At 72.3% G+C, this 18,741-nt stretch carries 22 protein-coding genes; 11 read left to right on the top strand and 11 right to left on the bottom strand.

Features of this window, described 5'->3' with window-relative positions; translation table 11 throughout:
* Positions 1-194 precede the first annotated feature (194 nt).
* Positions 195-1,214 (bottom strand): magnesium transporter CorA family protein, encoded by a 1,020-nt coding sequence (locus IE248_RS35205; RefSeq protein WP_229895759.1) that lies wholly within the window; start codon positions 1,212-1,214, stop codon positions 195-197.
* A gap of 246 nt (positions 1,215-1,460) precedes the next feature.
* Positions 1,461-1,634: a hypothetical protein gene (locus tag IE248_RS35200; RefSeq protein ID WP_190032879.1), complete on the bottom strand. Its 174-nt coding sequence runs from the start codon at positions 1,632-1,634 to the stop codon at positions 1,461-1,463.
* A gap of 267 nt (positions 1,635-1,901) precedes the next feature.
* Between IE248_RS35200 and IE248_RS35195 the strand changes: the two genes are divergently transcribed.
* The 4 genes from IE248_RS35195 (at position 1,902) to IE248_RS35180 (ending at position 4,612) form a co-directional block, all read left to right on the top strand.
* Complete coding sequence (locus IE248_RS35195) at positions 1,902-2,198, top strand: DUF2188 domain-containing protein (protein ID WP_008735328.1); 297 nt, start codon at positions 1,902-1,904, stop codon at positions 2,196-2,198.
* Between the two features lie 516 nt (positions 2,199-2,714).
* On the top strand, positions 2,715-3,608 hold the full coding sequence (locus IE248_RS35190; RefSeq protein WP_190032878.1) for an NAD(P)H-binding protein: 894 nt from the start codon (positions 2,715-2,717) through the stop codon (positions 3,606-3,608).
* A gap of 73 nt (positions 3,609-3,681) precedes the next feature.
* The gene (locus tag IE248_RS35185) at positions 3,682-4,047 is read left to right on the top strand and encodes a darcynin family protein (RefSeq protein WP_190032877.1); all 366 of its coding nucleotides are present in this window, start codon (positions 3,682-3,684) and stop codon (positions 4,045-4,047) included.
* A gap of 220 nt (positions 4,048-4,267) precedes the next feature.
* On the top strand, positions 4,268-4,612 hold the full coding sequence (locus IE248_RS35180) for a hypothetical protein (RefSeq protein ID WP_073795507.1): 345 nt from the start codon (positions 4,268-4,270) through the stop codon (positions 4,610-4,612).
* A 204-nt stretch (positions 4,613-4,816) separates the two neighbouring features.
* Here the strand turns inward: IE248_RS35180 and IE248_RS35175 are convergent, their stop codons facing one another.
* The 5 genes from IE248_RS35175 to IE248_RS35155 form a co-directional block, all read right to left on the bottom strand.
* Positions 4,817-5,083 carry a metal-sensitive transcriptional regulator gene (locus IE248_RS35175; protein ID WP_008735333.1) on the bottom strand — a complete coding sequence of 89 codons (267 nt, stop codon included), beginning with the start codon at positions 5,081-5,083 and terminating at the stop codon, positions 4,817-4,819.
* Between the two features lie 66 nt (positions 5,084-5,149).
* Positions 5,150-5,728, bottom strand: a complete 579-nt coding sequence (locus IE248_RS35170; RefSeq protein ID WP_190032876.1) for a rhodanese-like domain-containing protein — start codon at positions 5,726-5,728, stop codon at positions 5,150-5,152.
* A gap of 68 nt (positions 5,729-5,796) precedes the next feature.
* The gene (locus IE248_RS35165) at positions 5,797-6,543 is read right to left on the bottom strand and encodes a sulfite exporter TauE/SafE family protein (RefSeq protein WP_190032875.1); all 747 of its coding nucleotides are present in this window, start codon (positions 6,541-6,543) and stop codon (positions 5,797-5,799) included.
* The gene (locus IE248_RS35160) at positions 6,540-6,899 is read right to left on the bottom strand and encodes a rhodanese-like domain-containing protein (protein ID WP_190032874.1); all 360 of its coding nucleotides are present in this window, start codon (positions 6,897-6,899) and stop codon (positions 6,540-6,542) included. Before IE248_RS35160 ends, IE248_RS35165 begins: the two co-directional genes overlap by 4 nt.
* Before the next feature lie 35 nt (positions 6,900-6,934).
* Entirely contained in the window at positions 6,935-8,299 is a 1,365-nt protein-coding gene (locus IE248_RS35155) for an MBL fold metallo-hydrolase (protein ID WP_190032873.1), read from the bottom strand.
* A 155-nt stretch (positions 8,300-8,454) separates the two neighbouring features.
* On the opposite strand from IE248_RS35155, the gene IE248_RS35150 reads away from it, so the two are divergent.
* The 4 genes from IE248_RS35150 (at position 8,455) to IE248_RS35135 (ending at position 11,096) form a co-directional block, all read left to right on the top strand.
* A complete protein-coding gene (locus tag IE248_RS35150) occupies positions 8,455-8,739 on the top strand; it encodes a hypothetical protein (protein WP_190032872.1) in 285 nt (94 codons plus the stop codon).
* The gene (locus IE248_RS35145; RefSeq protein ID WP_190032871.1) at positions 8,736-9,329 is read left to right on the top strand and encodes a hypothetical protein; all 594 of its coding nucleotides are present in this window, start codon (positions 8,736-8,738) and stop codon (positions 9,327-9,329) included. The genes IE248_RS35150 and IE248_RS35145 overlap by 4 nt, the downstream gene beginning before the upstream one ends.
* A 470-nt stretch (positions 9,330-9,799) precedes the next feature.
* Entirely contained in the window at positions 9,800-10,273 is a 474-nt protein-coding gene (locus IE248_RS35140; protein WP_190032870.1) for a CAP domain-containing protein, read from the top strand.
* A gap of 163 nt (positions 10,274-10,436) precedes the next feature.
* Positions 10,437-11,096, top strand: coding sequence for a hypothetical protein (locus tag IE248_RS35135; protein WP_159032014.1), 660 nt, complete (start codon positions 10,437-10,439; stop codon positions 11,094-11,096).
* An 80-nt stretch (positions 11,097-11,176) separates the two neighbouring features.
* On the opposite strand, the gene IE248_RS35130 is transcribed toward IE248_RS35135, so the two are convergent.
* Positions 11,177-12,106: an SDR family NAD(P)-dependent oxidoreductase gene (locus IE248_RS35130; protein WP_190032869.1), complete on the bottom strand. Its 930-nt coding sequence runs from the start codon at positions 12,104-12,106 to the stop codon at positions 11,177-11,179.
* Between the two features lie 455 nt (positions 12,107-12,561).
* Positions 12,562-12,765 carry a hypothetical protein gene (locus IE248_RS35125; RefSeq protein WP_124289690.1) on the bottom strand — a complete coding sequence of 68 codons (204 nt, stop codon included), beginning with the start codon at positions 12,763-12,765 and terminating at the stop codon, positions 12,562-12,564.
* A gap of 260 nt (positions 12,766-13,025) precedes the next feature.
* Between IE248_RS35125 and IE248_RS35120 the strand changes: the two genes are divergently transcribed.
* On the top strand, positions 13,026-13,499 hold the full coding sequence (locus tag IE248_RS35120) for a peptidase inhibitor family I36 protein (protein WP_100581636.1): 474 nt from the start codon (positions 13,026-13,028) through the stop codon (positions 13,497-13,499).
* Positions 13,500-13,526: 27 nt separating this feature from the next.
* On the opposite strand, the gene IE248_RS35115 is transcribed toward IE248_RS35120, so the two are convergent.
* Entirely contained in the window at positions 13,527-14,666 is a 1,140-nt protein-coding gene (locus IE248_RS35115; RefSeq protein ID WP_190032868.1) for an alkene reductase, read from the bottom strand.
* Positions 14,667-14,719: 53 nt separating this feature from the next.
* Here IE248_RS35115 and IE248_RS35110 point away from each other — a divergent pair, with 53 nt between their 5' ends.
* Positions 14,720-15,091, top strand: a complete 372-nt coding sequence (locus IE248_RS35110) for a MerR family transcriptional regulator (RefSeq protein WP_073795487.1) — start codon at positions 14,720-14,722, stop codon at positions 15,089-15,091.
* A gap of 61 nt (positions 15,092-15,152) precedes the next feature.
* Here IE248_RS35110 and IE248_RS35105 read toward each other — a convergent pair whose 3' ends face one another.
* Entirely contained in the window at positions 15,153-15,848 is a 696-nt protein-coding gene (locus IE248_RS35105; RefSeq protein WP_190032867.1) for a GNAT family N-acetyltransferase, read from the bottom strand.
* Positions 15,849-16,045: 197 nt separating this feature from the next.
* Between IE248_RS35105 and IE248_RS38355 the strand changes: the two genes are divergently transcribed.
* Positions 16,046-18,721, top strand: a complete 2,676-nt coding sequence (locus IE248_RS38355) for an ATP-binding protein (RefSeq protein ID WP_190032866.1) — start codon at positions 16,046-16,048, stop codon at positions 18,719-18,721.
* Positions 18,722-18,741: the final 20 nt, after the last annotated feature.

Below are 18,741 nucleotides of genomic sequence, written 5' to 3'. Positions count from 1 at the left end.
CCGCCGCAGCGGCTCTGGAGGCTCTCCGTGAACGCCTGAACGAGGCCGCGCTCGCGGCCCTGCTGTGCCTACGACAGACCCGTGAGGAGCCCTCGGGCTGGGAGAGCGGCCTGATCGAAACCGCCCGGGATGCCGCGGCGAGCTGGGCCGACCGCGACCAACGCGGCACCTGACGTCTTGACCTCAGCCTTGAGTCAGGATCGGTCCGACTGTTCGCGGCCGGCGGCGGCATCCTGGGTCCCGCCGTCCCGGAGCTGGCGCCAGTGCGTCCGGTACAGCACGACGTACATGGCCCCGAACAGAGCGCACACTTGCATGCCGATGCCGAACCACAGGAAGGTCTTCTCGCTCGCCAAGTGGTTGCTGAGGTAGGTGAAGTTCATGCCGAAGAAGCCCGTCAGGAACGACAGCGGCAAGAAGATGACGGAGGCGACCGCGAGTTTGTTGATCACGAGGTTCTGCTGCTCGGCGACGAGGGAGGAGTAGGTGTCGGCGGCCCGTCTGGTCTCGTCCCGCAGGGAGTTGATTTCCATCATCACCAGCTGCACGGTGCTCTCGTGTGTACGGTTCAGCACCCGCCGTTCCTCCGAGATGCCGGGGTTCGCCATCCTGCGGTGGGTGAGGAACTCCTGCGCGACCGCGGCGTAGGGAAGGAACGCACGGTGCAGCTGGGACGCGCGCCGTCGCAGGTGGGCCAGTTGTTGGACGTGCTGCGATGTCCGCCCCTCGAACATCGCCTCCTCAACCTCCCCCACGTCCAGGAGCGCTTGGGCGGTGGCCCTGCGAAAGGCCTCCAATACACCGTGCAGAAAGAGGAAGACCGCCGTCGTCCCGTCGGAGGGCATGTCCTCAGGCAGCCGTCCGATGAAGTCCTCGATCAGCCCGACGGGCCCGTGGTGGATCGTGACGAGGTGGCGTTCGCTGGCGTAGACGTGGATGTGTTTGATGTGACTGCCGTCGATCACCGGCACGACACACCCGACAGCTCCCGCGTGGTAGTCGGCCCGTACCGGCTCGTACTGCCTGCCGAGCCAATCCCACGTCTTGTCATCCAGTCCCAGCAGACGGGCGAGCGGTTGCTCGTCGGACGGGGGGTCGTCTCCTTCGTCGATGTCCACGATCACGAAGTCGGGGGCTGCTAGACGCTCCCTGGCCTCGGGCAACGCTGCCCGAGCGACGACACCCTCCGGCATCGACACCACCGATACGATCATCGCCCCTCACCCAAGATGACAGTGCTACCCGGAAGGCGGGCCACCACGGCTTCCCGCTTGCCGCCCGGGCCGAGTTACGCGGGCAACGCAATGCGGCTCAACCGCTGCGACGTCTGCAAGCAGCCCACCGGCCGCACGCTACCGTTCGATGCCGCGTAGGCAGTGGTCCTGGCCGCCAGGCTCGCGGGCACACGGGCGAAGTCACCCAGTTCCCCTACCTCAGGCCGGTCGGGGCGCCGCAGCAGGTCACCCCTCGGTCTGTCCCCCGCCCGGCAGCGGCTTGACGATCGTGTGGGTGATGACCTGCCCCTTGATGGTCTTCTTGCCGAGAGTCTGGTGGCCCTGCCGGCCCGCCTTGGCGGCTGCCTGCTGGGTGTCGGCCTCGTCGACGGTGGGCTCGGTGGGCTGGTCGTCGGACACGAGGGTCTCCTTCTGTCGTGCTCGGATCGGGCGTAGTCGATCTTCCCCACCGACGACCAGGAGTAACCAATCGATTACCGGCCAGGGCCCCGGCGGTGTCCCCGAGCTGGTGTCCCCGGAGGGACGAGCGGGAATACTCCATGTAGGCGACGCGGTGGTACCAGCGGCGGCGGGATCGAGACGGTCGAGCGAGAAGACGACAAGGCGGCCTCGAAGAGACCCGGCAGGCCGGTCACGGAGTCTGCCTGACAGTCGAGGAGAAGGACCATGGCAGCGAAACGGACCGTCTACCACGTCTCACCGTCCAGCGAGCACGCGGCGGCCGCGGGCGTGAAGTGGCAGGTCGAGGGCAGAGAAGGACGTCGGCTCCTGCACGAGCCGCACCGGACGCAGAAGGATGCGATCGACGGCGCACGACGCCACGCCAAGGAGCACCAGCCCGCGCAGGTCATCGTCCACGCCCGCGACGGGCACATCCGCAGCGCGTACACCTACGGAGCCACCCCCGCGGCGCCCCCCGACGAGCGTGGCCGCAAGGCAGGGGAACCCGGAGGGGTCTTCTAGAACGGGTGGCCTGCGCGATCAGCGGCGACGGCGCCACGGCCGATGCCTCGCAGGCCAGGACCACGCCCGCGGTGATGCCGGGAAGGATCAGGAACATGCCGCCGTGCGCGGCCCCACCTATGCCGACCGTACGGAACGCCAACCCCGCAGCGGCGACCGCCGTACGCAGGAGGGGGGCCGCGGACGACGGGAGCGCCCCCGGGAACGTCACGACCTGAGGCTTCGACACCTCCCCGGGCAACGACCGACTACCGCATCCCGAGGGCGATCATCGGGCCGACCAGGAGGCGGAACGGCAGGGACAACCAGCCGTAGAGCGGCCCGAGTTCGACGTCCCCATGCATTCGCGCCCCCCACGTGGCGCGCCATCCGCCGCGCGCGCAACGGCGAATCCGGGCTGCTCACCAGCATCATTCCACTTCAGGCAATGATTCCGTGCCGAAGTTTCCATTGTGGCAGCACTGGGTTCCTCCGCAGGATGAGGGCGTACCGACCAGCACGACCTGCGAGGTTTTCGTGATCGTCATTACCGCTCCCACGGGGAACATCGGCCGTTCCCTGCTCTCCCGGCTCCTCAAGTCCGCCCCCGCCGCGGGCGAGGAACTGCGCGTGATCGTGCGCGACCCGGCCCGGCTGCCGGAGGCGGCGCGCGGACGCGTCGAGGTGATCACCGGCTCACACGGCGACGCCGAGGTCCTCGACCGGGCCTTCGAGGGTGCCGACGCCGTCTTCTGGCTCGTCCCCCCGGACGCCTCGCTGCCCCCGGAGGACGCCTTCAGCGGTTTCACCCGTCCCGCCGCAAAGGCGTGCGCCGCCCACGGCGTCGGCCATGTCGTCGGCGTCTCCGCGCTCGGCCGCGGCACCCCGCTCGCCGACCGCGCCGGCCTGGTCAGCGCCTCCCTCGCCATGGACGACCTCATCGCCGCTTCCGGCGTCGCCTACCGGGCCCTGGCCAACCCGTCCTTCTTCGAGAACCTCCTGGAGGAAGCCGACTCGATCCGCGACAAGGGCGTCTTCACCGACGTAGTCGACGCCGACCGCAAGGCCCCCCTCGTCGCCGTCGCCGACATCGCGGCCATCGCCGCCGGCCTGCTGCTGGACCGCTCGTGGACCGGCATCGACGACGTCCCGGTCCTCGGGCCTCGGGACGTGTCCCCCAACGACCTGGCACGCATCATGACCGAGCAGTTCGGCCGCCCGGTCCGCTACGAACGCCAGCCGTTCGACGAGATGTACACCACCCTCGTCGGCTACGGCCTCAACGAGGCTTTCGTCCAGGGAATCGTCGACATGAAGCGCGCCAAAGACCAGGGCCTGGACGCCGGCGTCGCCCGCACCCCGGACACCGCCTCCCCCACCGGCTTCGAGCAGTGGTGCGCCGAGACCCTCAAGCCCGCCGTCCTCTCCTGAAGCGCACCATCCGCCGCCGGAACGCACAGCGGTCCGGCGCACCAAAACCACCTGCCAGTTTGGAGACACCCTGATGTCCGCTGAACACACCACACCTCCGGTCACGGCGTTCATACTCGTCAAGACCACGCCCGAGTGGCTCGCCATGACCGTCCAACAGCGCGTCGACGCCTTCACCACCCAGGTCCTGCCCGCCATCGAGGCCAAGACCACCGGCGTCCGGTCGCGCTTCTACGACACCGAGTTCTACTCCGCGCGCGTCACCGACGTCTGGGTGTGGGAGGCCGACGACCACCGGGCCTACCAGCTCCTCATCGACGCACTGCGCGAAACCCCTTTCTGGGACCGCTACTTCGAGGTCGTCGACCTCATCGTCGGCACCGAGAACGGCTACGCCCGCACCTACGGCCTCGAACCCGTCGCCACCATCACCACCTGACACACCTCTCCCCCGAGCGACCGGTCAGATGTCCCCCGGCCACAACCGGCCGGAGGGCATCTGAGCCGGACAGCCCTGGGCAAGCCCCTCGCACAGCCGCCCGGGCGTTGGGCGGGGCCTCTGGGCGACACAACCGCTTCGGGGCACTCCTCCACGTATTGGGCATGGCCGCGTGCTAGGTATAGCAGGCAAGGATGCCCGAAATAGGAGGTATGTAACGATGAGCACAACTCTTCGTCGCGTGACGGCCGCGCTCGGTGCCGCGGGGCTGCTGGCTGTCTGCGGCGCCACCGCGGCCAGCGCCCACGACATGGGGCCGGGCCCGTCCGTGGGCAGCTCGGGCTTCGGGAACTCGGGCGTCGGCAACGCGGGCGCGCTCAACGACGGAGTCGGCAACGCGGGCGCCCTGAACGACGGCATCGGCAACGCGGGCGTGCTCAACGACGGCGTCGGCAACGCGGGCATCGCCAACTGGGGTCTGGGCAACGCGGGCATCGCGAACACGGGCATCGGCAGCCACGGCATCGGAAACTCCGGCATCGGCAGCTCCGGTATCGGCAACTGAGGCGAGCTCACCGCCCCGCACCACCGAGTCGCACGACATACCCGGCTGACGTCGGCCGGTCCACCCGGGTCACCCGCTCCACGAGCGGCAGGCCCGGGTTTCTGGCGTGGAGCAGCCGGCCCGGACCGCAAGAGCGGAATCGGCCTCCGCGGGACGCGCGGGTTCGCGAAGGATTCGGGACCGGGCCGTTTCGGTGTGCGCGGGTCAGGCGAGGGCGAGGAAGAGCTTTTCGAGTTCTTCCTCGGTCATGGGCGCCTGGTTCTCGTCGGCGTTGGCCATGCACTGACGCATGCCGCTGGCCACGATCTTGAAGCCGGCGCGGTCCAGGGCTTTGGAGACGGCGGCGAGCTGGGTGACGACGTCCTTGCAGTCGCGTCCGGCTTCGATCATGGCGATGACGCCCGCGAGCTGCCCCTGGGCGCGGCGCAGGCGGTTGAGGACTGACTTGACTGCGTCGTCGTCGACTTTCACTGCTGCCTCCTGGCCTCGTCCGCGGTCACCCTCATGGTACCCCAGGGGGTATCTGATCGGCGCGGGTCAGTGGCCGCGGAGGGCGGCGAGGGTGGCTTCGAGGTCGCCTTGGCGGGGGCGGTTGTGCGGGAGTCTGGCGAGGAGGGGCGCCATACCGCAGGTGTTGGCGAGCGCGGAGAAGACCAGCCCGCCGGCGATGCCCGCCGAGGCGAGACGGAAGGCGGGGCGCAGGCGGCCGAGGGCGAGGCCGGTCAGGACCACGGCGCCGGCGGTGAAGCGGACCTGGCGCTCCATGCTCCAGGTGGTGGGGCGGTGGTGGTCGGGGTGGTGGAGGGCGTGGCCGCCGTCGGTCCAGGCTCCGGTGCCTCCGGCGAGGGCGGCGGTGGTGATGCCGTGGTCGGCGAGGGTTGTGCAGGCGGCCTCGGAGCGGGTGCCGGAGGCGCAGACGACGAGGATGTCGCCTCGGGCGGCGGCCTCGCGGATGTCGGGCAGGGCGCGGGTGAGGTGGTCGAGGGGGACGTTGAGGGCGCCGGGGAGGTGTCCGGTCGCGTATTCGGCGGGGGTGCGGACGTCCAGGACGATCAGTTCGTGCAGGCGGCTGTGGACCTGGCGGGCGTCGAGGGTGTGGGGGTAGGGGTGGGTCATGGTGCTGTGTTCCGTCCTTGTGGGAGGGGATCCGCTGCACGGGATCCCTGGGTGTGGGGTGGAGGGGGTCAGTGGAGGGCGTCGGTGACCATGAGGGCGGCGACGGCCAACAGGACGCTCGCGAAGGCCCGTTGGAGGGCGGGGCCGGAGATTTTGGCGGCGAGGCGTTTGCCGTCCCAGGCTCCCAGGATCGCCGCGCCGGTGAAGGGGGCGATGACCGCCCAGTTCAGGGGGGTGTGGGTGCCGGCGCGGGCGACGAGCGCGGCGAGGGAGTTGACGGTGATGACCAGGAGGCTGGTGCCGACCGCAGCGCGCATGCGCAGGCCCAGCACGGAGACCAGGGCGGGGACGGCGAGGAAGCCGCCGCCGACGCCGAGGAAGCCGGTGACCGCGCCGAGTCCTACGCCCGCTCCCGCCGCCCGCGCGGGCCGGACGGCTCTGGGTTGCCGGTCGGGGGTCGGGGCCTTGAACAGGGCGAGCGCGGCGAGGAGGGCGATGGCGGCGAACGCGGCGGTCAGCAGCGCCTCGGGCACGCGGCTGGCGAGCGCGGCTGCGGCGATGGCGGGTGGGATGCCGACAGCGGCGAACAGGGCGCCGGTCTTCCAGCGGACGTTGCCGGAGGTGGCGTGGGCGTAGAGGGCGGTGGCCGAGGTGGCGGTGACGATGATCAGGGATGCGGTGGTCGCGGCGGCCGGTGTGAAGCCGAGGAGGTAGATCAGGGCGGGGACGGCCAAGACGCTGCCGCCGCCGCCCAACGCCCCGAGGGCCAGTCCGATGACGGCGCCGGCGGCCAGGGCGAGGATGAGCGTGCTCACGCTATCCGGCCGCTGCTTCCGCGTTCATCGACGACCGGCAGCCCGGCCGTCACCCAGGCGTTCATACCGCCCTTGACGTCGACTGCCTCGGCTCCGCGGCCGGTCAGGAGCCCCGCGGCCCGCTGGGAGCGGTGCCCGGAACGGCAGATCACCACGAGCGGCCGGTCCTGCGCGGCCGTGGGCAGGGCAGTGCCGATGAGGAGGCGGGACAGCGGGGCGTGGACGGCGCCGGGAGCGTGTCCGGCGCTCCACTCGGCGAGCTCGCGCACGTCGAGGAGGACGGCGTCACCGTCGGTGGTGCGCTGGCGGGCCTGGGCGGGGGTGACGCGGGCTGCGCCGCGACGGAAGAGGAACATCGGGCTTCCTTCCAGTTCTTCGGGGAGGGGGGTGGTCAGCTGCCGTCGGTGAGGGGCAGGCCGGCCCGGGAGGCGGCGTCGAAGGAGTCGTCGACGGCGACCACGTCACGTCCGGCGGCGTCCAGGAGGGAGGCGGCGATGCCCGCGCGCATTCCTCCGGCGCAGTGCACCCACACCGTTCCGGGCGGAACCTCGGCCAGGCGCCGGTGCAGGTCGTGGACGGGTATGTGGACGGAGCCGGTGATCCAGCCCTTGGCGCGCTCGGAGTTCCGGCGTACGTCCAACACCACCGCTTCGGAGCCGGATGCCCGTGCGGCGAGGTCGGCGAAGGTGGCGCGGGGGAAGGAGCGCGGGGCGTGGCCGTCGGCCAGCCAGTCGCGGGGGGTGCCGGTGGCCGCGGCGGCTGGGCGGTCGATGCCGACGCGGACCAGTTCGCGCTGGGCGGCGGCGAGCTGGGCGGGTGAGTCGGCGAGGAGGGTGAGGGGCTTGCCCCGGGGGATCATCCAGGCGAGGTAGGTGGCGATCTTCCCGTCGGCCTCGAAGTTGAAGGAACCCGCGACGTGTCCGTCGGCGAACGCGATCCGGTTGCGCAGGTCGACCACCCACTCCCCGGCGGCCAGCCGCTCGGCGATGTCGGCCGCGTCGGTCAGGGGTGGTGCGCCGAGGTCCACCGGGGCGGGGCCGGCGGCGTTGGCCGGGCCCATGTGGGCGTAGTAGGCGGGCACGTCCTCCAGGCCGGCCAGCAGTCCGGCGACGAAGGAGTCGACGTCCTTGGTCAAAGCGTCGTTGACGTTCTTCTCCTTGCCGATGGTGGTGGCGTCACCCTCGGACTGGGAGGAGGAGCAGAAGCTGCCGAAACCGTGGGTGGGCAGCACCGGTGTCTCGTCGGGGAGCTCGGCGGCCAGGCGGTGGGCAGAGGCGTACTGGGCGCGGGCCAGCTCCTCGGTCAGGCGCGGCTCGACCAGGTCGGGGCGGCCCACCGAGCCGATCAGCAGCGATCCGCCGGTGAAGACCGCCGCCACCCGGGCGCCTTCCTCCAGGACGTAGGAGGTGTGGTGGGGGGTGTGGCCTGGGGTGGCCAGCGCCCGCAGCGTGATGCCGTCGTCGACGGCCACCGTGTCGCCGTCGGCCACCGGAGTCCGGGCGAAGGAGACCCGGGCGGCGGCCGGCACCAGGTAGGCGGCGCCGGTCAGGCGGGCCAGGTCCGGGCCGCCGGTGACGTAGTCGTTGTGGATGTGGGTCTCCACCACGTGGGAGATCCGCACCCCGCGTACGGCTGCCGCCGCGAGGACCCGGTCGATGTCGCGGGGCGGGTCGAGCGCCACCGCGGCAGCGGCGCCGCCCGCCAGGTAGCTGCGGTTTCCCAGGCCCTCGGTCTCGATGGTGTCAATGAAGAACACGCACTTGCTCCTTTCGACTGGCATTTACCCCCGGGGGTATATTTCGAGCGTAGCACGGGTACCCCCGGGGGTATTTTTGGCGGCACGGAGCGGTCACGCGGCATCAATGTCAAGGAATTCTTGACAAGTCGGCAGTGTCAAGGTTTTCTTGACGCATGTCGATCTTGAACTTGAAGGCCCGGCACCGGGACGCCCCTCTCCCCGCCGACGCATCCTTGGCCGCCGTGCTGCCGCTCGCCGTGAGCCTGCCGGCCGTGACCGTGATGTTCGGCGGCCGGTTCGGAACCCTCGCCACCGTCGCCCTGATCGTCGTGAGCCTCGCGCTCATCGCATGCACGGCCGCTCTGGCCGCCCGGGCGGCCCGCGGATCCGCCGCTCAGGCGCTCCGCGACGAGGCGGTCCTCGACGCCCTCGAACCGCTTGTCGGACTGCGCCGATGAGCGACGGACCGCTGCTCCACCCGGTGGAGATGGACCGGATCCGGGAAGGCATCGCCGCAGCCGTCCTCGGCTCCCCCGACGGGCTGGCCGAGTCGCTGGAGCATGACGCCCATGGGTACCTGCGCCTGCTGGACGCCTCGCGCGTCGGCGCCGAGGAGGCGAGCCGGCTGCTGCGCGAAGCCGTACAGGGGGCCAGGGCCGCCGGCCACAGCTGGGACACGGTGGGCCGCGTCCTGGGAGTGAGCCGCCAGGCCGCCCAGCAGCGCTTCGCGGACAAGACCGCAGGAGCGGGTTCGGCGGCACCGCTCGCCGGGGGGCCGGACGCCCCGAAGCGCCGCACCCTCGGCGGACTGACCGCGTTCAACGAGATGGCCGCGTTGGAGGAAGCCGGCCGCGACGGCTGGCACGTGGTCGGCTACGGCCCCTTCTTCCACGAGGTCGAGGCCTCCGACCACCCCTGGGAGCACTGCCGGATCGCACTCCCCTCCGGCCCGCGCCACCGACGGATGGAATCGGAAGGGTGGATCCCGGTCGGCGCCGGATGGTTCCCGTGGCGGTACTACAAACGGCCCGTCAACCCCGGCGCCTAGCTCCTTGCTGGGGGCCTGCGGGACCAGGGGCCGGGCGGCATCGAGCGCGGCTGCCCGGCCGTCATCAACTCCCTTTGCTGCATGGTGTGGTGCCGACTCCGGTGAGTGCGTCGAGGAGTTGGCCCACGCGAGCAGGGGTGGTCGCCGTGGTCGAGGCGATACGGCAACAGATGGTCGTCAGCCACCGGTGGGATTTGCGGACACTCTGCCCCGGGGCGGCAGGTGAGCCGCCATCGCCGCCCCGGTCGCCGCCCTCGGCCCCCGGACATACGCTGGCCGTAGGGGAAGCGGCCCTGCGCCGCCCCGACCAGAACACCGCGTTGCCGATGGTTCAAGTCACCCATCGCGCCCGCCGGCCGTGTCACCCGTCCCATGACGGTTGACGGTCGTGAAACGCGCCGGTTCTCACCGCTGTTTCCGTGCGACCGGGAGTCGCAATGAGAAATACTTCTCGCACACGCCGTCGGACCGTGGCCATCGCGGCAACGCTGATGGTCGGAGGACTCGTGTGGGGGGCGGGCCCATCGGCCTTCGCCGACGTCTCCGCCGGCCTCCCAGCCGAGGTCAGTCCCGCCGACCAGGCGGCACTGCTCGGCGACACCAATGCGATACGCCAGAAGGAAGGCGCGCCGCCCATCTCCTGGGACGAGGGTCTCGCCTCCGGCTCGCAGTCGTGGGCCGACAACCCCGGTTCCCACGCCGGTGGCCTCAAGCACGACTTGGGCTTCAACGACGGCGCCGAGAACATGTCGAGCGCCGGGCCTTCCCAGTCCGTGTCTCAATGGGCCGGAGAAAAGGCCGCCTACGACGCGGCCGGCCCGAACTGGAACACGGACGACCCCAGCTACAGGTACTGGGGCCACTACTGGAACATGGTCCAGAAGAACTACACGAGGATGGGATGCGGTGCCGCGGACGGCGTCACGGTCTGCCGCTACGCCTGACGGAGCGACACCGACCCGCCCATTACGCCCCTGCCTGCGCTGAGGTGGGGACGTTGCCCAGCGTTCCGCTTGGGGGTGGGGCTGGTTCCCGCCCGGCGCAGTTGGTCTCCTCACGTTGGATGACCCTGGCGGTGTGGGCCGGTGGGCGGGCAGGATCGGCGCCATGAACGTGACCTTGGCGCCTTCCCGGATGATGGTTCCCGCCGCGTTATCGGTGGGTGTGGTGGTCGGAGTGATGGGCCCGCTGTTGACCCGGCAGGCGGCGGACGGGGGCCGGGAGACCGTCGGTGGGCCGGTCGGGCACGTCGTTCACCTGATATCGAGTGCCGGCTGGTCCTGGGCGGCGCTCGCGTTCGCCGTCGGTTGGGTGTGCCGGTCCGGGCGTCGGGCGGTGTGGCTGGCGCCGGCGACGCTGATGGTGGCCGTCGCCGCGTACTACCTCGTCAAACTCGGCCAGGGTGGGTTCCGTGCGTACCCCCTCGACCCGCGCGACTTCGGCGACGGGGCGGCTCCCCTGCCGATCGACTGGGGCAGCATGGCGGGCAGCATGACCGTGTGGTGGATCGGAGCCCTGGTCTTCGGCCCCCTCCTCGGCTTGGCCGGTGCCCACGCCCGTGATCCCCGACCGTACGGCTGGCTGCTCCACCTGCTGGTACCGGCGATCGCGATCGCCGACATGAGCCTGCGCCTGCCCGGGAACCCCGAACTGGACGGACAACTCACGCTCGACACCTGGAACGTCGTACGCGTCGCCGCCCTGCTCGCCGCGGCCGCCGTGACGGTCCTCGCGGCCCGGGCCGCGCTCATCTCCCGGCGTACCTGACCGGCGCAGAACATCCCGGCCGAGCGACGTCGGTGCCCGGCTCGTCCACCCCTCGCCCTCGCCCTGAACTGCCCGGCGGGTTACCCGGGGTCGACGCCGGTCAGGTCGCGGCTGGCGTCCCACAGGCGCGCCGCGACGGAGCCGTCGGCGAGGTGGTCCCACACCGGTTCGCGTCGCGGCTCGCCGCGCAGGCCGAAGGCGCGCGGGCCCCACAGCTGGCCGCCGCGTACGGACGGGTCGAGCACCGCACGTACGGCGGGCCACGCGCCGGCGTGCTTGCCCTGGAGGAGGAGGCCGGCGGGTGCCGCGCTCAGCCGCGCGCCGGTCGTCCGTACATGGACCGGCGGCCGTGACGGGGTGAGGGAGTCCAGCGCGCCGCCAGGGTGTGCCACCACGCTCGCCACCGAGCTGCCGGCCGCCCGCAGACGACGGTCGAGTTCGACGCCGAAGTACATCTGCGCCAGCTTGGAGCGCCCGTAGGCGCGCTTGGGCCGGTAGTCCTGCAAGGACTGGAGGTCGTCGAGGTCGAGCCGCTCCGACTTCGCCGCGAAGCTGCCCGTGGTCACCACGCGCGCCGCCGGAGCGGCCGCCAGCAGCGGCATCAGCCACCCGGTCAGCGCGAAGTGCCCGAGGTGGTTCGTGCCGAACATCAGCTCGTGACCGCCCCCGGTCTCCTCGCGCGGCGGGTCGTCGAGAGCGACGCCGGCGTTGTGGACCACCGCATCGAGGCGTTCCACCTCCAGGGATTCGGCAACCGTCCGCAGCGACGGGAGATCGGCGAGGTCCAGTCGTACGGCCCGCACCCGCGCCCCCGCGACATGTGCTCGTATCGAGGTGGCGGCGGCCTCGGCCTTCGCGGGGTTGCGGCTGCCGAGCACGACGGTCGCCGACAGCTGCTCGGCGACGAAGTACCCGATGCCAGCGTTTGCGCCGGTGACCAGGAAGACGCGTCCATCGGCGCGCGGCAGTCGGTGGACGCTCCACGGCGGGGTGGGGGGTGCGGACGACATCGTGACGGGGCTCCCTTGCCGGCGATGAGGGCTACGGCCGTTCGCCGGGCACCTCATCGGCCACGGTGCCAACGGCCACCGACACATCGCCCACAGACCACCGACAGCCCTGCCGGACGTTGCCTGACGTCGCCCGGCAGTCGTCCGGCCGGCGGGCCGTTCGCCGATGACGTCGGCCGGTGTGTGCCCGGCCCGCCTGCACCGGAGGCCATTACGGTCCCGCTTCCGGAGGGAGACGAGTTCATCTACCGGTTGGTGACCGTCGGCTCGTGGTCCGCGCCGGAGGACCCGATTGCCCTCTACAACGACACGGGCCCCGTGCCCCAGCCGCCTCTGTCGGAGCTTGAGAAGTCCTGGCTCAGTCGCCGTGCCGCTCGGCGGGCTGAATCCGTCGAGGTGTCGCGCCCGCAGCCAGCCGGCTCGTGACGCCGCAGTCACGGCGCCCAGGAAGACGTCTAGTCGCCGTCGCCGTCGCCCCCGGAGGTGCCGCGGAGGCCGCGGCGGCGGCGTTTTTGGGCACCGCGGATCAGGTCGGCCGCGGCGAGGGTGGCGGTGGCCACGGCGCGGGACCAGGGGGGACCACCGCGGGACGCCCACACCACGCACGCGCAGCCGCCGATGGCGAGTGCCAGGACTCCGAGCAGCAGGGCCAAGACCACTTCCGCGCCTCCTTGTTCGTCCCCGTCCCCCGATTCTCGCAGGGCGCCTGGGAACACGGGCGTTTGCCGTCGGAATGGCGCCAGCCGTGCGGGAGTTGGCCGAAGAGGGCCGCCGGAGCTCCGCTCGGGCAGCACTGAACCACGTAACGCGTCGGGAGCCTGCCTCTCGTGTGCGCGAGACCGGCCGGCGCGTCTGGTGGTGCGATCAAGGCGGAACGGAGGTGCGATGGAACAGCCCCCGCAGGTCATCCTCCCGGAAAGTGGCGGTGATCCTCGTGACCGTACGCGCCCTGGCCGAAGGACGGCGCAGCGACCGCCGCCCGCGCGATGTGAGGTGGAGGGTAGCGGCCGCTGCCGCTGTCTGTGCGCTCTGCGTCGCCTTCGCCCCGCCGGCGCGGGCCGGCCTCGCCCCGGCCGAGCCGTGCCCCTCCGGCTGGGTGTGCGGCTGGACCGGCCCCGACTACACGGGGGTGGCGAGCTTCGTCTCGCAGGACATGCCGAGCTATCCGGAAACGACCGCGTACGTCGGCTTCAACGGTGGCGCATCGGTGTGGAGCAGCGCCGGAACCTGGCGCCGCGACGGCCGGCTGTGGGGTCGGTGCGTCACCGTGTACAGCGGTACGGAGTACCGGGGGCAGAGTCGGACCATCCGCCCTGACCAGGGCATCGCCCGGCTCCCCGCGTCGTTCGGGAACGTCCGCTCCAACCGGTTCCACACGTGCCGGCTGTCCTGACGTCCCCGCCCCGCCCCGAAGCACGGATCAGTCGCTCAGGCGGCCTGTGTGGCGTTCGTGGGCGCCGAGGGCGGGGTAGTCGGTGTAGCCCTCCGCGCCGTGTACGTGCATCAGGAACTCCGGACGGACCTCGCCCAGCGGCGCGCCCGTACGCAGCCGCTCCACGAAGTCGGGGTTGGCGAGGAAGCCCCGGCCGAGCGCCACGAGATCGGCGCCCTCGGACAGCAGGCGCTCGCCCCGCCGCTTGCCGCCGTCGGCCGCGACCTCCTCGCGGGAGAGGGCCGGGTTGGCGATCAGGGTGCCGGGCCAGTCCCGGCGGATCTGCGCGTAGGCGGGCTGGTCGGGGTCGGCGTGGACCTGGTGCAGGTAGACCGGCGCGAGGTCTGCCAGGGCCTTGACCAGCGCCGGGTAGATGTCCTCGGTGTCGCCCTCCTCGATCCCGTTGACGTCCCGTCCGGGCGAGATGCGTACGCCGACCCGCTCCGGGCCGATGGCTTCGGCGACGGCCCGGACCACCTCGACGGGGAACCGGATGCGGTTCAGGGCGGAGCCGCCCCACTCGTCGGTACGGCGGTTGGTGTTGCGGGCCAGGAACTGGTGCAGCAGGTGGCCGTTGGCGGAGTGCACCTCCACTCCGGCGAACCCCGCCTCGACGGCGCCGCGGGCGGCGCTCGCGAAGTCGGCCACCGTGGTCCGTATGTCCTCGGCGGTCATCGCGCGCGGTACGACGCCGTCCCGGAGGCCGCCGGGGGTGTGCAGCCGCTCGGGGAACCTGACCGCGGACGGGGCGAGCGGCACCTGCCCGCTGGTCTCGGGGTGGCCGACCCGGCCGCCGTGCTGGAGCTGAAGGAACATCCCCCCGCCGCCGGCGGCCCGCACGGCCTCGGTGACCCGGTGCCAGCCTGCGATCTGCGCCGGTGTGTGGATGCCGGGGATGTGGGGGTAGCTCTGCCCGACGGCGTTCGGGGTGCTGGCTTCGGCGATGATCAGGCCGGCCGAGGCGCGCTGCGCGTAGTACTTGGCCATGAGTTCGCCGGGGACGCCGTCGGCCCCGGCGCGGTTGCGCGTCAGCGGGGCCATCACCAGGCGGTTGGGCAGGTCCAGGCTGCCGAGGCGGGCGGGTTCGAAGAGGCGGGAGGCGGCGGGAGCGTGCTGTGTCTGCGTCATGCCGGTACCGTAGAAGTTGACACCGGTGTCAGGTTCAAGAGCTGGGGTGGGGCATGCGGATCGGTGAACTGGCGGCGCGCACCGGGGTCGGTCAGCGTTCGCTGCGCTACTACGAGCAGCAGGGCCTGCTCGTGTCGGACCGGACGCCCGGCGGCCACCGGGACTTCCCCGAGCGGGCGGTCGACCGGGTCATCCGGATCCAAGAGCTCTATGCGGCCGGCCTCAACAGCACGAAGATCGCGCAGATCCTGCCCTGTATGCGGGACGAGGACGGCGGCCCGTCGGTGCGCGCCACTCCGGCGCTGGTGGCCGAACTGGCCGCGGAGCGGGGGCGGATCGACCGGATGATCGGCGATCTGGTGCGCTCCCGCGAGGTGCTGGACGAGGTCATCGAGGCGGCGGCGGGCCGTACGACGGCCGCTTGAGCGAGTACGGGAGTCGTTCGCAGGCGGCTCCGGGCCGCGCCTCACCGCTCCCCCGCCGTGGTCAATGCGGGTCCGGGCCCCGCAGGGCGCTGGTCAGCGGGGCCAGTACCCGCCATCCTGTCGTCTCGTACAGGGCGCGGCCCTCTGGTGTCGCGCCCAGTACGCCTGCCGTGGCCCCCTGCGCCGCGGCGGCCTCGGTGAGCCCGTGCATCACCAGGCGCCCCAGGCCGCGGCGCTGGTGGGCCCGGTCGGTCTCCACCTGGTCGACGACGGCGCTGTGGCCGGTGACGGCGATCTGGCCGCGCGCGGCGAAGGCGCCGTCGGTGGTGCGCACCAGGGCGCGGGTGACGCCGTCACGCGTCCAGGTGTCCATCCGGTAGCCCTCGGGGACGGAGCCCGGGGCCCGGGTGGTGGCGACGGGCAGGGGGGCGGACATCAGGTAGCCGGCTCCGCCGGCGAGGTGCCAGCCAGGGGCGAGCCAGGGTTCGAGCGTTTCCGGTGGAAGGAAGGCCTTCAGCCAGACGCCGGGCGCGGTGGTGTGCTCGGTGATCTTGCGGACGGTCGCCTCGTCCGCAGCGTGCAGGACGTGGCGCATGACGTGTCCGGACAGGCCCACGTCGATGGTGAACCCCCAGGCGGAAGGTGCGGGTTCGGCTGCGCCGCGCGAAGCGGACCAACCGTGGACCCATGCGTGTACGGCCTCGGCCGTGTGCGCGAAAGGCAAGACTTCTCCCTCGTGGGTAATGGGTGAACTCATGCAGCGATTATTACATCAGGAGTCGCGGCGGATCACGGAGGACGCCCGGCCCCGGCAGACCCCCGCCTGGCGGCGGCCGCCACCACCAGCCCTGGTGCCGGTGAGCCGGTGATCACCGGGATAGTCTCCGGGAGCTGTCGCGCGGCCCCGTCGGGCCCGAGCGGGGTGGTCCGTACACGGGAAGTCGGGGGTGGGTCGTGCGGGGGCGGTACGCGGAGCGGGAGCGGATCGAGCGGTTGCTCGCGGATGCCCGCCGGGGGGCGAGTGGTGTCCTGCTGGTGCACGGTGAGGCCGGGATCGGGAAGACCGCGCTGCTCGACCATGCCGCGCAGCAGGCGCACGGCGTGCGGGTGTTGCGGGTCGAGGGCATCGAGTCCGAGATGGAGATGGCCTTCGGTGGGCTGCACCAGCTCTTCCTGCCGGTGATGGACCTGGTCGACGCGTTGCCGGAGCCCCAGGCGGCTGCGTTGCGGTCGGCGTTCGGCCTGAGCGGTGAAGGCGTGCGCGATCGCTTCAGCGTCGGGCTCGCGGTTCTCACGCTCCTGTCGGAGGCCGCGGCCGACGGCCCGCTGCTGTGCCTGGTCGACGATGCCCAGTGGCTCGACCAGCCTTCGGTGGACATGCTGGCCTTCGCCGCGCGCCGGCTCCGGGCCGAGGGCGTGGTGATGCTCTTCGCGGTCCGCGACGGGGCGCCCGGCGCCGCCGTGAAGGGGCTGCCCCGGCTGCTGGTAGAGGGGCTGGACCGGGGGGATGCGGCCGAGTTGGTGGCGGGCCTGCCGCCGTACGTCGTGGACCGCGTCATCGAGGAGGCCCGCGGCAACCCGCTGGCCCTGATCGAACTGTCGGCGGCGCTCACCCCGGCCCAGCGCGCCGGGCGGCTCGGGCCGTCCGTACTGCCCGACGCGGCGGCCGGGTTGCCGAGCCGGCTCCAGGACGGCTTCCTGGAACAGATCCGCCGGCTTCCCGAAGCCGCCCAGCTGGTGCTGCTGGTGGCCGCCGCCGACGACACGGGCGACCTCACCGTGGTGCTGCGCGCGGCGGGCGGGCTCGGCGCGGCGGTCGAGGACCTGGAGCCGGCCGAGCGCGCCGGGTTCGTCCTGCTCTCCGGTGAGGCCCTGCGGTTCCGGCACCCGCTGGTGCGGTACGCCGCGTACCAGGGCGCCCCGCTCGCCCGGCGGATCGCCGCGCACCGGGCGCTGGCCGGGGCGCTGGGTGAGGCCGGTCAGGCGCACCGGCGGGCCTGGCACCTGGCCGCCGCGTCGACGGGACCGGACGAGACGGTCGCCGAGGAACTGGAACGCGTCGCCGAGTGGGCGGACAGCCGGCAGGCGATGGCGTCGGCGTCCGCCGCGTACGAGCGTGCCGCCCGGCTCACCGCGGATCCGCGGTCGCGGGCGCGGCGGCTGGTGTCGGCGGCGCAGCGGGCCGCGGATGCCGGACAGGACGAGCGGTGCGGCGCGCTGGCCGACCAGGTGCCGCTGCCGCTGGAGGACGCGGGCGTCGCGGCGAGCTTCGCGCGCGCCCGGGCCGTGGTCGAGCTGGGGTACCGCAGGCCGCGGGCGGCGGCTCGGATCCTGGTCGACAGCGCGGACCTGACGGGCGTCGAGCGGCCGGACATGACGGCCTCGCTGCTGACCGATGCGGTCCACGCGGCGTTCTGCGCCGGGGACGCCGCGCTGATCGGGGAGATCGCGCTCCGCTCCCCCGCCCTGCCGGTGCTGGCCGTACCGGCCGGGCTGTTCGGCGGTGACGTGCCCGGCGGGCTGGAGGCACTGCGTGCACTCGCGAATGCCCCGGCCGATGGCGTGATGGATCGTCTGATGACCGGGATCTACTTGCAGTTGACGGGCGATCACCCGGCGGCCCGGGATGCCGCCGCCGCGGTCGTCGCGCACTGCCGCGACCAGGGCGTCAGCGGCTGGCTGCCCACCGCGCTGCATCTGCTGGTCCAGACGGAGCTGTCTCTGGGCCACCATGAGGAGGCGTCGGCGCGGGCCGCCGAGGCGCTCCAGCTGGCCGAGTACTACGACCTGGCTCACCGGGCCGCTCATCTGCGTGCCGCCCTGGCGATGCCGGCCGCCGTCCGGGGCGAGGAGGAGCGGGTCCGTACGCTCACCGGCGAAGCGTTGGAGTACACCCGGCCGCGCGGGGTGGGCCGGGGCACGGCGGACGCCCTGTGGGCGCTGGGCGTGCTCGAACTCGGCCTGGGACGGGCGGATACGGCTCTGGAGCGGTTGGAGGCGGCGGCTGAGGAGGTGGGCCACCCGCTGCTCCGTCTGCTCCTGCTGCCGGATGTGGTCGAGGCCGCGGTACGGGCCGGCCGCCCTGAGCGGGCGTCGGAGGCGGCCCGGGCGCTCGGGGAGTGGGCGACCGCGCTGGGACAGGACGCCCTCGCCGCCTCGGCACGCCGCTGCCTGGCGCTGACCGGCCCGGACGGTGAGGCCGAGGGGCACTTCATCGCGGCGCTGGCCCTGCACGAGGGCGGCAGCGACTACGACCGGGCCCGTACGGCGCTGCTGTACGGGGAGTGGCTGCGTCGCCTGCGCCGCCAGATCGATGCCCGGGACCAGTTGCGCGCCGCTCTTGACGCTTTCGAACGGCTGGGGGCGCGGCCCTGGGCCGACCGGGCCCGGACGGAACTCGGCGCCGCGGGTGGGGAGACGGGGCTGACCGTGCACGAGGACGGGCCGATCAGTCTGCTGAGCCCGCAGGAGCGCGAGGTGGTTCGGCTGGCGGCGGCCGGTGCCAGCAACCGGGAGATCGGTGCCCAGCTGTTCCTGAGCCCGCGCACGGTCGGGCACCACCTCTACCGCGCCTTCCCGAAGCTGGGCGTCACTTCCCGCACCGAGCTCGCCGACCTGCTGGCCTCGTGAGGCGGGCGGCTTCATGAGGC

The organism is Streptomyces goshikiensis (assembly GCF_014650555.1).
Classification (GTDB): domain Bacteria; phylum Actinomycetota; class Actinomycetes; order Streptomycetales; family Streptomycetaceae; genus Streptomyces; species Streptomyces goshikiensis.
This window is presented reverse-complemented; position numbering and strand designations above follow the sequence as displayed.